Annotated in this window: 12 protein-coding genes; 5 read left to right on the top strand and 7 right to left on the bottom strand. The window is 50.8% G+C overall.

The window, feature by feature from the left end; all coding sequences use genetic code 11:
* The first annotated feature begins 17 nt into the window (after nt 1-17).
* The 3 genes from pyrB (at nt 18) to ridA (ending at nt 2,014) form a co-directional block, all read left to right on the top strand.
* The gene (pyrB, locus tag SK32_RS13225) at nt 18-953 is read left to right on the top strand and encodes an aspartate carbamoyltransferase (protein WP_048212836.1); all 936 of its coding nucleotides are present in this window, start codon (nt 18-20) and stop codon (nt 951-953) included.
* A gap of 13 nt (nt 954-966) precedes the next feature.
* Entirely contained in the window at nt 967-1,428 is a 462-nt protein-coding gene (pyrI, locus tag SK32_RS13230) for an aspartate carbamoyltransferase regulatory subunit (protein WP_003025816.1), read from the top strand.
* Between the two features lie 199 nt (nt 1,429-1,627).
* Nucleotides 1,628-2,014 carry a 2-iminobutanoate/2-iminopropanoate deaminase gene (ridA, locus tag SK32_RS13235; RefSeq protein ID WP_000047544.1) on the top strand — a complete coding sequence of 129 codons (387 nt, stop codon included), beginning with the start codon at nt 1,628-1,630 and terminating at the stop codon, nt 2,012-2,014.
* Between the two features lie 34 nt (nt 2,015-2,048).
* On the opposite strand, the gene SK32_RS13240 is transcribed toward ridA, so the two are convergent.
* The 7 genes from SK32_RS13240 to mgtA all read right to left on the bottom strand — a co-directional run bounded on the left by SK32_RS13240 (nt 2,049) and on the right by mgtA (nt 9,646).
* Nucleotides 2,049-2,417, bottom strand: a complete 369-nt coding sequence (locus SK32_RS13240; protein WP_048212837.1) for a hypothetical protein — start codon at nt 2,415-2,417, stop codon at nt 2,049-2,051.
* Entirely contained in the window at nt 2,414-2,833 is a 420-nt protein-coding gene (locus SK32_RS24815) for a hypothetical protein (RefSeq protein WP_071887313.1), read from the bottom strand. The genes SK32_RS13240 and SK32_RS24815 overlap by 4 nt, the downstream gene beginning before the upstream one ends.
* Nucleotides 2,826-3,500, bottom strand: coding sequence for a hypothetical protein (locus tag SK32_RS13245; RefSeq protein WP_231591581.1), 675 nt, complete (start codon nt 3,498-3,500; stop codon nt 2,826-2,828). The genes SK32_RS24815 and SK32_RS13245 overlap by 8 nt, the downstream gene beginning before the upstream one ends.
* Before the next feature lie 193 nt (nt 3,501-3,693).
* On the bottom strand, nt 3,694-4,980 hold the full coding sequence (locus tag SK32_RS13250; protein ID WP_003839607.1) for a TRAP transporter large permease: 1,287 nt from the start codon (nt 4,978-4,980) through the stop codon (nt 3,694-3,696).
* A 30-nt stretch (nt 4,981-5,010) separates the two neighbouring features.
* Nucleotides 5,011-5,520 carry a TRAP transporter small permease gene (locus SK32_RS13255; protein ID WP_048212838.1) on the bottom strand — a complete coding sequence of 170 codons (510 nt, stop codon included), beginning with the start codon at nt 5,518-5,520 and terminating at the stop codon, nt 5,011-5,013.
* A gap of 62 nt (nt 5,521-5,582) precedes the next feature.
* Nucleotides 5,583-6,560, bottom strand: coding sequence for a TRAP transporter substrate-binding protein (locus SK32_RS13260; protein ID WP_048212839.1), 978 nt, complete (start codon nt 6,558-6,560; stop codon nt 5,583-5,585).
* A 377-nt stretch (nt 6,561-6,937) separates the two neighbouring features.
* Nucleotides 6,938-9,646 (bottom strand): magnesium-translocating P-type ATPase, encoded by a 2,709-nt coding sequence (mgtA, locus tag SK32_RS13265; RefSeq protein ID WP_048212840.1) that lies wholly within the window; start codon nt 9,644-9,646, stop codon nt 6,938-6,940.
* Nucleotides 9,647-10,063: 417 nt separating this feature from the next.
* Here mgtA and treR point away from each other — a divergent pair, with 417 nt between their 5' ends.
* Nucleotides 10,064-11,011: a trehalose operon repressor TreR gene (gene treR, locus SK32_RS13270; protein WP_048212841.1), complete on the top strand. Its 948-nt coding sequence runs from the start codon at nt 10,064-10,066 to the stop codon at nt 11,009-11,011.
* Nucleotides 11,012-11,168: 157 nt separating this feature from the next.
* A complete protein-coding gene (treB, locus tag SK32_RS13275) occupies nt 11,169-12,587 on the top strand; it encodes a PTS trehalose transporter subunit IIBC (protein ID WP_048212842.1) in 1,419 nt (472 codons plus the stop codon).
* Nucleotides 12,588-12,594 lie beyond the last annotated feature (7 nt).

Raw genomic sequence — 12,594 nt, forward strand, 5'->3', positions numbered from 1 at the left:
GGCGTCAGGAGATAAACATGGCTAACCCGCTCTATCAAAAACACATCATTTCCATAAACGACCTCAGCCGCGACGACCTCAATCTGGTCCTCGCGACGGCGGCGAAATTAAAAGCCAACCCGCAGCCGGAGCTGTTAAAGCATAAGGTCATCGCCAGCTGCTTCTTTGAGGCGTCAACCCGCACCCGTTTATCCTTTGAAACCTCGATGCACCGCCTGGGCGCCAGCGTGGTAGGTTTCTCTGACAGCAGCAACACGTCGCTTGGCAAAAAAGGCGAAACGCTGGCCGACACCATTTCCGTCATCAGCACTTATGTCGACGCCATCGTGATGCGTCACCCGCAGGAAGGTGCTGCGCGTCTGGCAACGGAGTTCTCCGATAACGTTCCGGTACTGAACGCCGGCGACGGCTCCAACCAACACCCGACCCAAACGCTGCTGGATCTGTTTACCATTCAGGAAACGCAGGGTCGGCTGGACAATCTGCACATCGCCATGGTGGGCGACCTGAAATATGGCCGCACCGTCCACTCCCTGACCCAGGCGCTGGCGAAGTTTGAAGGTAACCGCTTCTACTTTATCGCCCCGGACGCGCTGGCGATGCCGCAATACATTCTGGATATGCTGAATGAAAAAGGTATTGCCTGGAGCCTGCACGGCACCATCGAAGAAGTGATGGCGGAGGTCGATATCCTCTACATGACCCGCGTGCAGAAAGAGCGTCTGGACCCGTCCGAATACGCCAATGTGAAAGCGCAGTTTGTTCTGCGCGCCAGCGATCTGGCGGGAGCCAAAGAGAACATGAAGGTGCTGCATCCGCTGCCGCGCATCGATGAGATCACCACCGATGTCGATAAGACGCCGCATGCCTGGTATTTCCAGCAGGCTGGCAACGGCATCTTCGCCCGCCAGGCGTTACTGGCACTGGTACTGAATAGCGAACTGGCACTGTAAGGGAGAAAAAGAGATGACACACGATAACAAACTGCAGGTTGAAGCCATCAAACGTGGCACCGTGATTGACCATATCCCCGCACAGGTTGGTTTTAAGCTGCTGACGCTGTTCAAACTGACCGAAACCGACCAGCGCATCACTATCGGACTGAACCTGCCGTCTGGCGAGATGGGCCGTAAAGACCTGATTAAAATCGAAAATACCTTCCTGACCGACGAGCAGGTCAACCAGCTCTCCCTGTACGCTCCGCAGGCAACGGTAAACCGCATTGACGATTATGATGTGGTGGGTAAATCACGCCCCAGCCTGCCGGAGCGCATCGACAACGTGCTGGTGTGCCCGAACAGCAACTGTATCAGCCATGCTGAGCCGGTTTCCTCCAGTTTTGCAGTGAAAAAGCGCGCCGATGACATCGCACTCAAATGCAAATACTGTGAAAAAGAGTTTTCGCATTATGTGGTGCTGGCCAACTAATTGGGGTTGGTTATGAGATCCCGGCTCCCGTTACACATAAGCATTCGCAATGCATCGAGGCGGCAAGTCCGATTATCACTGGGAGCATAGTAAACTATGTGACCAGGGTAAGAGGACGTAGCCAACGAAGAGGCAGTGTGAAGGATGACGTGTATAATGAGCGGGAACATTCTATTACCGCTGTAATTCAGGAGAAATCATGAGCAAGACTATCGCGACGGAAAATGCACCAGCAGCAATCGGCCCATACGTTCAGGGTGTTGACCTGGGTAGCATGGTAATCACTTCCGGTCAGATCCCGGTCGATCCGAAAACCGGTGCCGTAGCGGAAGACGTGTCCGCTCAGGCGCGTCAGTCGCTGGAAAACGTAAAAGCTATCGTAGAAGCTGCAGGCCTGAAAGTGGGCGATATCGTAAAAACGACCGTTTTCGTTAAAGACCTGAACGATTTTGCCACCGTCAACGCGACCTACGAAGCGTTCTTCACCGAGCACAACGCGACCTTCCCGGCACGCTCTTGCGTGGAAGTGGCCCGTCTGCCGAAAGACGTGAAAATCGAGATTGAAGCGATCGCCGTTCGTCGCTAAGTCTTATTAGAGAGCCCTGCTCTGGCAGGGTTCCTTAAGTATTGCAGCCTATAACTGAAAAAATCAATTCTCTTCCATTATTCTTTAAGGTGATGGTTTCATTTTCGATTATCCCCACACCCCAATTATATAATTCCATTTCCCCTTTTTGCTGTGATTCTATATTCTCTGAGAAACAGGTTTGTCCTAAAACCCAGTTCAACCTTGAACTATAAATATTAATTTTAAGATCATCATCACTATCATTCTTCATCTTTTCCAATGTATAAACTACCTTATTGTGAATTTTAAAACCAACAATGTTGTTATATCTTTCAACTGAATTAATAGAAAAAATACAGATAAACATTATAATTAGTAAAAAAAATATTTTTATAGTAGCTCGTCTTATAAAAGTCTTCATTGGCCATGTCTCCATAAAAAAGAATAACCAGATGAACCAATGAGCGCTTTATTTTTTCCCTGACACTTAATTACCCCCCATTTCTCTGCGACCAAGGATATATCATTTTCATGTGCAATTTTACGGTAAACGTACCGATAAGGCTGAAATGGATCGTGTAGAGGAGTGTTCATTTCCCTTACAATAATATTCCCAGACGATTTCTCCAAATAAACATATAAACCATGCCAGGATAAATTCTTTGCATAGTGGGTATTTGAATCATCGTTACGGCACCATTGTACAACCAGAAGATAGTGACTTTCACGTACTGGTAACCAGCAAACCGAAATAATATACAGCATATAACAAAAAGCACAAACTAAAGCGAAAGTAAGTATTTTTTCTATGTAAAATAAAGTGCCATGCTCAGTCATGCCATTTTACCTCTGACTCAATGGCACCAAAAATATTGTACTCTCTGGCCAGACACTCCTGATGAAACCTCCCCATAAAAGTATCATTCACAGGAACGATACTACCTAAACGAACTCCAGAATTTACGACACTAACATTCCAGTTATACCTGTCAAAAAACTTAAACTGAAATGTCAAATTATAACTACATAGTCTACTACCATTGCTCATTGTATTTTTATACTTATCTTCGGTAATTTGCACTCGACCTTTGCCCCAGTATTGATAACCTCCTATAGCATAAAACAAGTCTGGATCGCTAGAAATAAAATCATCAGTATTAACATGCGCAGAAGTAAACTCATGCTGACCTGGCGGTAATGTTTTACAAAAACTCTTTGCTGCATCCAATAATTGCACATAATTATCCCTTAACTGGGCTGATTTTCCCATCATATCAGTTAAGTTAATATGTATGTCTTCACCCGTATTTTGCAAATAATGCAGTAAATTTTCTCGTGCAAAAGGATAGCGATACTTTAAATATAAGCTCCCATCAATCAATTGCTCCAGGTAATATTTATAATAATAAAATTGATCTGAAAAATGCCCCGCACTGCACCATTCACCACTTCCAACATCAATACTATATTCAGGTTCCTCTCTCCCCAATATATAAGCGTTCATAATGCCTCCTGAGAATAATTAACATGACAAGATGTTAACATTTATAATCTAGCGTATTCTGTTGGAAGACACTGGCAATGCCATAATTCAGAAAATATTTAGCTGCATTGTGTGAAACACAAAAAAAAAGGGGCATGGAAGCCCGGAATGAATTTAGGTAGGCCCGGTAAGCGCGAGCGCCACCGGGCATTTATCACATCACGCCAAACAGTTTCGGCAAGAACAGCGAAATCGCCGGAATGTACGTCACCAGCATCAGCACCAGGAACAGCACGAGGTAGAACGGCAGCATCGCCTTCACCACCTGCTCTATTTTCTGCTTACTCACCGCACTGGCCACAAACAGCACTGACCCTACCGGCGGCGTAATCAGGCCGATCCCTAAGTTCACCAGCATGATCATGCCAAAATGGACCGGATCAATGCCGAGCGCGTTGGTCACCGGCAGCAGAACCGGCGTCAAAATCAGGATCAGCGGCGCCATATCCATCAGCGTACCGATCAGCAACAGCATGATGTTAATGCACATCAGAATGACGTATTTGTTGTCCGAAATACTGGTGAAGGCTTCGGTGATACGCATCGGCAACTGCATATAGGTCATGACGGCACCGAATGCGGCGGCAAAGCCTATCAGGATCATGACGATCGTGACCGTTTTCACCGTGCGGAACATCAGCTTTGGCAGCTCAGACCATTTATAGTCACGATAGATAAACATGGTGACAAAGAAGGCCCACAGACAGGCAATTGCCGCTGATTCCGTCGCGGTAAAGATACCTGACAAGATACCGCCCATGATGATCACAACCGTCATCAGGCCCCACAGCGTATCGACGAAAATCTTCAGCGCCTGGCGAAACGGCACGCGTTCCCCTTTTGGGTAACCGCGTTTGTGCGCAAACGCCACACACATTACCATCAGACTGAAACTTAACAGCAGGCCCGGCAGGATCCCGGCGATGAATAGCGCGGCAATCGACACCGTGCCGCCGGTTGCCAGCGAGTAAATAACCGAGTTATGGCTGGGCGGTGTGAGGATCGCCTGTACCGAGCCGCTGGCAGTAACCGCTGCGGCAAAATCGCGCGGGTAGCCTTTTTTATCCATCTCCGGGATCATCACCGAACCAATGGATGCGGTATCAGCTACAGACGATCCAGAAATTGCGCCAAAAAAGGTCGATGCCACAATGTTTACCAGCGACAGTCCGCCGCGAATAAAGCCAACAAAAATATAGGCAAAGTTCACCAGCCGCCGCGCAATTCCCCCTTCGGCCATAATAGCCCCGGCCAGAATAAAGAACGGGATCGCCAGCAGCGAAAACTTATTCACCCCACTGGTCAGTTGGATCATCACCGCTTCCAGTGGGATATCAATGTACCAGGCCCCAATGATGGCGCTAATACCAACCGCGTACGCTACCGGTACCCCAATCGCCAGCATAATGCCGAGCGTAAAGACGAGAATAAATGCATCCATCTGCTTTCCTTTCTGAAATGGGGGCGGTAACTAGCTGGTCGAACCCAGCATGACAACGGGACGTTGGTACTGCGGACCACGGAAAATCTTTTCCGCGATAAATAGCAGCGTTATGGCAGAGCCAATCGGCAATGGGAGGTAGTTTTGCCCGGCGCTTAAAAGCGGGAATTCCGCCACGGGCTGGTCCCACAGTTCAAGACAGAGATTGGTTCCGTACCAGAGGATAAACAGGCTTATCGCCACCAGCATAACGTCTGCGATTATCGAGCAATAACGGCGGGAAGCATCACCCAGACGATCAGTCACCATGCTCACTGCGATATGCGAACCTGCGCGATAACTCACCGCCGCACCAATAAAGGTGAATGTCACCATACAGAGAATGGCGACGGGCTCAGGCCATGACAGAGCGTTATTCAGAACATAACGCGCGAATATGCCAATAGGGATAATGGCAACCATGACTAATAATGCGATACCGGCAATCCACATTGATACCCGATAAAGAAAATCCATTACCGATGAATAGCATTCACCCATAATCATCACCTCGAATTAATCAAAAGATTCAGGCGGAGGGTTGATATCCTCCACCTGATGAATTACTTCACATCCTGAATCCGTTTGATCAAATCCTGGTGGTCTTTACCGTAATTATCCCGCACTGACTGCGTGGCTTTATAGAAATAGTCCGTATCAATATCGTGGAACTGAACGCCATTGGCTTTCATGGTCTCCAGCGATTTCGCATTATAATCCTGCCAAAGTTTGCGTTGCTCTACCTGGGCTTCTTTAGCGAGCTTAATAATGAGATCCTGGTCTTCTTTTTTCAACTTATCCCATTTAGCTTTCGAGAACAGAAAAAGCTCAGGAATAATAAAATGTTTGCTCCAGGTATAGTTTTTCACGACCGGCAAATAGTTATGCGCAACAAACGTTGGCGGATTATTCTCCGTACCATCAATAACGCCGGTCTGCATGCCGCTAAAGACTTCACTGACGCCCATCACAACGGAGTTAGCGCCCATCGCTTTCAGGGTATCCAGCGCTATCGGACTCCCTTGAACACGGATTTTCATGCCGTGTAAATCTTCCGGTTTCACCACCGGATTTTTGGTGATCAGGTTGCGCGTTCCGGCATCCATCCAGCCGAGGAACACCAGCCGCGATTTGGTGTTTGCCGTCAGGCGGTCGCCAATCTCCTGACCAATCATGCCGTCGAGAACCTTATGCAGATGGTCTTCATCACGAAAGATATACGGCAGGGTAAAGACGTTAATTTCAGGGAGAATGGCGGCAACCGGCGTCATTGAAACGCGAATAATATCGATAGCGCCTAATTGCGCCTGTTCAATCATCTGTTTTTCGTCACCTAACACGCCACCGGGAAAGGTTTTAATCTCCAGACGACCGTCGGTGGCGGCACTCAGTTTTTCCCCCATATGTTTCACGGCAACAACGTTCGGGTAATCAGCCGGATGCACATCTGCGGCGCGAAAGGTTTGTGCCAGCGTTGCATGACTCGCCAGTAATACCGACGCGCCAATACACAGACTTAACAGGTTTTTTGTCAGTTTCATTTGTCCTTCTCCAGAAGTTCATAATATCCATTAACAGGAATAGCTTGCAGAGCAAATGACTGCCGGAATTAAAAATGGGCAGCGTGAAACTTTCTTAACGATGTTACCTGTGCAGACTAACTGGTGTAACAATTTATTTCGATGACTACGTTCACAAAAAATCGCAGATGCTTATAATTTTTAGCACGCTGTTTCATTTTTGCAACGGAGATCGTTTTATTGATAAAAAAGCAACGCAAAGAAGGCAATTTGATACTAATTACCGCGTGAGCATTTCAATAAAAATAAAACACCAATATTTCGAGGGAATATCTTTCGAATGAAAAAGTGAAATGCAGGATGGTATTAACACCATCCTGCAGAAGAGAAGTTGAGGATTACTGCCAGCCGTAGCGGCGGCTATAAAAACCTTTCACAAGCTGAGTTAATGTCATGTAACCCGCCAGAATCGCAACCAGCCACGGGAAGTAGCTCAGCGGCAGCGCCTGCAATTGCAGATAGCTGGCCAGCGGTGAGAACGGCAACGCAATGCCCACCACCATTACCACCAGCGTCATCAGCATCAGCGGCCATGCGGCGCGGCTTTGGATGAACGGCACGCGACGGGTACGGATCATATGCACAATCAGCGTTTGCGACAGCAGACCCACCACGAACCAGCCCGACTGGAACAATGTCTGATGTTCAGGCGTATTGGCATGGAAGACGAACCACATCAGGCAAAAAGTCAGAATATCGAAGATCGAGCTGATCGGTCCAAAGAAGATCATAAAGCGGCCCAACTCGGCGGGATTCCAGCGCTGCGGCTTTTTGATCTGCTCTTCGTCGACGTTATCAAACGGAATCGCCACCTGGGATACATCGTACAGCAGGTTCTGGATCAGTAAGTGCAGCGGCAACATCGGCAGGAACGGTAAGAAGGCGCTCGCCACCAGCACGCTAAACACATTACCGAAGTTAGAACTGGCCGTCATTTTGATGTACTTCAGCATGTTAGAGAAGGTACGGCGTCCTTCGATCACCCCTTCTTCCAGCACCATCAGACTCTTTTCCAGCAGGATGATATCTGCCGCTTCACGCGCAATATCAACCGCGCCATCAACGGAGATACCAATGTCCGCCGCGCGCAGCGCCGGGGCGTCGTTAATGCCATCGCCCATAAAGCCGACCACATGACCTTCACGCTTGAGCAGTGTGACAATGCGCTCTTTGTGCATTGGCGTCAGGCGGGCAAACAACGTGGTGCGCTGGGCAAGTCGGGCCAGCTCGTCGTCGCTTAACCCTTCAATGCTGCTGCCGATAACCACATCACCTGCATCCAGACCCACTTCATGACACACTTTCGCCGCAACCAGTTCGCTGTCACCGGTGAGAATTTTCACCGTAATACCGCTGGCTTTCAGCGCTTTCAGCGCCGGGGCGGTCGTTTCTTTCGGCGGATCGAGGAACGCGATATACCCTTCGAGGATCAGATCGGATTCATCAATACGCTGATAGTCCCCTTCACGCGCAGGCAGGTATTTGGTTGCCACCGCCACCACACGCAACCCCTGACGATTCAGCGTATCGGTAACGCGTTTCACCCGACGCAGCATGTTGTCATCTAACGGGACAATCTCACCGTTATGGCGCACCTGGGTGCAAACGCTGAGGATCTCCTGCAGCGCGCCTTTACATACCAGTTGGTGCACATCGGTTTCTTCAGCGACCACCACCGACATGCGGCGGCGTTCGAAATCAAACGGGATCTCATCGATTTTTTGCCAACGGGTAGAGAGCCGGCGGGCGGATTCTTCGTCCACGCCTTCCAGCACTGCCGTATCCAGCAGATTCTTCAGCCCGGTCTGATAGTGGCTGTTCAGCCACGCGGAATGCAGGACATGTTCGCTGGGCTTGCCGGAGATATCGGTATGATTCTCCAGCACTATTTTATCTTGTGTCAGCGTGCCGGTTTTATCGGTACACAGAATATCCATCGCGCCAAAGTTCTGGATGGCGTCGAGGTGTTTGACGATGACCTTCTGTTTTGACAGCTTCACCGCCCCACGCGCCAGCGTCGAGGTGACGATCATCGGCAGCATTTCTGGAGTAAGTCCCACCGCCACAGACAGCGCAAACAGCGCCGCTTCCCACCAGTCACCTTTGGTATAACCGTTGATGATGAGAACAATTGGCGCCATCACCAGCATAAAGCGGATCAGCAGCATGCTGACGCGGCTGATCCCTTTCTGGAAGGCATTCTGCTCGCTTTCCTGCTCGCTAACACGGCCCGCCAGTTGCCCGAACCAGGTATTGGCTCCGGTCGCAATGACGATAGCCTGTGCCGTTCCGCTCACCACGTTAGTGCCCATAAAGCACAGGGTATCGCATTCCAGCGGGTTGCTTTGCTGCGGGTCGCGGCTGGTGGCGACTTTCTCCACCGGCAACGATTCACCGGTCAGTGAAGCCTGGGCCACGAACAGATCGCGCGCCTGCACCACGCGCAGATCGGCTGGGATCATATCCCCTGCTGCCAGCTTAATAATATCGCCAGGCACCAGCTGGTCGATCGGCAGTTCAACCCAGCCGTTCTCCCCTTTCTCGTTGATGACGCGCAGCACCGTAGCAGTGTTGCTGACCATCGCTTTCAACGCATCCGCCGCTTTGGTGGAACGCGCTTCCTGGACAAAATTAAGCAGCGTGGAGATGACAACCATCAAGGCGATAACGCCCGCGGCAAACAGATCCTCGGTTGCATAAGAAATGCCGCCTAAAATAGTCAGCAGAATATTAAACGGGTTGCGGTAGCAGACCCACAGGTGTACCCACCATGGCGACGGCTTCTGCGCCGGTAGCTGGTTCTCGCCATGTAACTCGCGAGCGTTTTCCACTTCTGCGGCGTTCAATCCTTCCGGGTGCGCGCCAAACGTTTTCCACAGCGCTTCTTCGTCCATCAGCGCCATTTTCAGGCAATGTTCGCTCAGCGAAGGCGGGATCGGCGTGCTGGCGACGGTCTGCGCATTGGGTAGCGGATCGCGATGCACCAGACGATGCGGTAAATGGCGGTTTAGCCGGGCAAACAGCTGGCGAGTAATATTTTTGAACATAGGCAGTCCCTCTGCACCAGTATAAGCGGGCGCAGTAAATCCTTCAGGCGTGGCAAAGCCTTGCCTGGTGGCAATTTTAAAATCACAACAGGGACGTCAGAACGTCACTGTCTTACAGCTCCGGTAAGACAGTGAAAACAGGCTTACCGGAGAGGGGGAGTTCTCCATTTAGGGAGAGGGGTGGGATCGGGATCCATATAGCCTCCGGTAAGTGAATGATAAGCGCTGCAGATTATACGCAGAAAACCATAAGGTTTGTGACAATTATGGCGGTATGATACAGCATGGAAACTAAACCAAACGTATACACATCGCCTGAAGGGTGAACGGTTTAAAGCAGACTTTCCCCATTGCACTCCACATGGGTAAAGTTACTCTCTTTGATATAACTGAAAAAGTGCGCAACGGGAAAACAGGATGCAAAATCGGCTGACTATTAAAGACATCGCCCGCTTAAGCGGTGTAGGGAAATCAACGGTTTCCCGTGTGCTCAACAACGAAAGCGGCGTTAGCGAACGCACCCGTGAACGTGTTGAAGCAGTGATGAATCAGCACGGTTTCTCCCCTTCCCGCTCCGCACGTGCCATGCGTGGGCAAAGCGACAAAGTCGTGGCGATTATCGTCACGCGTCTGGACTCACTTTCGGAAAATCTCGCCGTGCAGACCATGCTACCCGCCTTTTATGAGCAGGGTTATGATCCGATTATGATGGAAAGCCAGTTCTCGCCTGAACTGGTAGAAGAACATCTGGGAATGCTCAAACGTCGCAACATTGATGGCGTCGTGTTGTTTGGTTTTACCGGCGTAACGGAAACCATGCTCACCTCCTGGCAGGACTCTCTGGTTCTGCTGGCCAGGGATGCCAAAGGCTTTGCCTCCGTCTGTTATGACGACGAAGGCGCCATTCATACCCTGATGCAGCGTCTGTACGATCGCGAACATCGTCATATCAGTTTCCTTGGCGTCCCCCATAGCGACGTGACCACCGGTAAGCGCCGTCATGAGGCCTACCTGACCTTCTGCAAGAAACATAAGCTGCATCCTGTCGCTGCTCTGCCTGGTCTGGCCATGAAACAGGGCTATGAGCATGCCGCCGATGTCATTACGCCGGAAACAACTGCGTTAGTCTGTGCGACGGACACGCTTGCCCTTGGCGTCAGCAAATATCTGCAGGAACAGCGAATCGACAACCTGCAACTGGCAAGCGTCGGTAATACGCCGCTGATGAAATTCCTCCATCCGGAGATCATCACCGTCGATCCCGGCTACGCTGAAGCCGGACGGCAAGCGGCCTCGCAGCTGATCGAACAGATCAACGGCCGCAGCGAACTGCGGCAAATCGTTATTCCCTCCAGCCTCTCCTGATTGCTTTCTGAGCACTAATTTGTGATCTTCACTGCGTTTCGGGAACGTTCCCATTTTTAAATATTCACCGACGATATACTCTGGCACCAACAACGAGACAGCTGCCGGATGACGTCGCGAAAGCGTCTAATCCGACCTACGGGGAACACACGTCATCATGAGCAAAGTAAAACAAGCGGATATCGACCGGCTGATTGAGCTGGTAGGCGGGCGCGACAATATCGCCACGGTGAGTCACTGCATTACGCGCCTGCGTTTTGTGTTGAATCAACCCGCGAATGCCAGACCCAAAGAGATCGAACAGCTACCGATGGTCAAAGGCTGCTTCACCAACGCCGGGCAGTTTCAGGTAGTGATTGGCACCGAGGTGGGCGATTACTACAAAGCGCTGCTGGCGACAACCGGACAGGCCAGCGCCGACAAAGAGCAGGCGAAAAAAGCGGCGCGGCAGAATATGAAATGGCACGAACAGCTGATTTCTCATTTTGCCGAGATCTTCTTCCCGTTGCTGCCCGCGCTAATTAGCGGCGGTTTGATCTTAGGTTTCCGTAACGTAATCGGCGATCTGCCCATGAGCAACGGCCAGACGCTGGCGCAGATGCATCCTTCGCTGAAAACCCTTTACGACTTCCTGTGGCTGATTGGCGAGGCGATCTTCTTCTATCTGCCGGTCGGGATCTGCTGGTCGGCGGTGAAGAAAATGGGCGGTACGCCGATCCTCGGTATTGTGCTGGGCGTAACCCTGGTTTCACCGCAACTGATGAACGCCTATTTGCTCGGTCAGCAGGTGCCGGAGGTGTGGAACTTCGGTCTGTTCAGCATTGAGAAAGTGGGCTACCAGGCACAGGTTATTCCGGCGTTACTGGCCGGGCTGGCGCTCGGGTTTATTGAAACGCGCATGAAGCGCATCGTGCCGGATTATCTGTATCTGGTGATCGTCCCGGTGTGCTCGCTGATCCTTGCGGTATTCCTTGCGCACGCCTTTATCGGTCCGTTTGGCCGCATGATCGGCGATGGTGTCGCGTTTGCGGTCCGTCATCTGCTGACCGGTAGTTTTGCCCCGATCGGCGCGGCGTTGTTCGGCTTCCTGTACGCCCCGCTGGTGATCACCGGCGTGCATCAGACTACGCTTGCCATCGACATGCAGATGATTCAGAGCATGGGCGGCACGCCGGTATGGCCGCTGATCGCGCTGTCGAATATCGCTCAGGCCTCTGCGGTGGTGGGCATCATTATCTCCAGTCGCAAACACAACGAACGTGAAATCTCAGTCCCTGCAGCCATCTCCGCGTATCTCGGGGTCACTGAACCGGCAATGTACGGCATCAACCTGAAATACCGCTTCCCGATGCTGTGCGCGATGATCGGCTCCGGTCTCGCCGGACTGCTGTGCGGCCTGAACGGAGTGCTGGCAAACGGGATTGGCGTCGGCGGTTTGCCAGGCATCCTCTCTATCCAGCCGACCTACTGGCAGGTATTTGGCATGGCGATGGTCATTGCGATTGTTATCCCAATGATACTGACCTCATTTGTTTACCAGCGTAAATACCGTCTGGGCACATTACAAATTATCTAACTTTTCT

The sequence above is a fragment of the Citrobacter sp. MGH100 genome (assembly GCF_001034465.1).
Classification (GTDB): domain Bacteria; phylum Pseudomonadota; class Gammaproteobacteria; order Enterobacterales; family Enterobacteriaceae; genus Citrobacter; species Citrobacter youngae.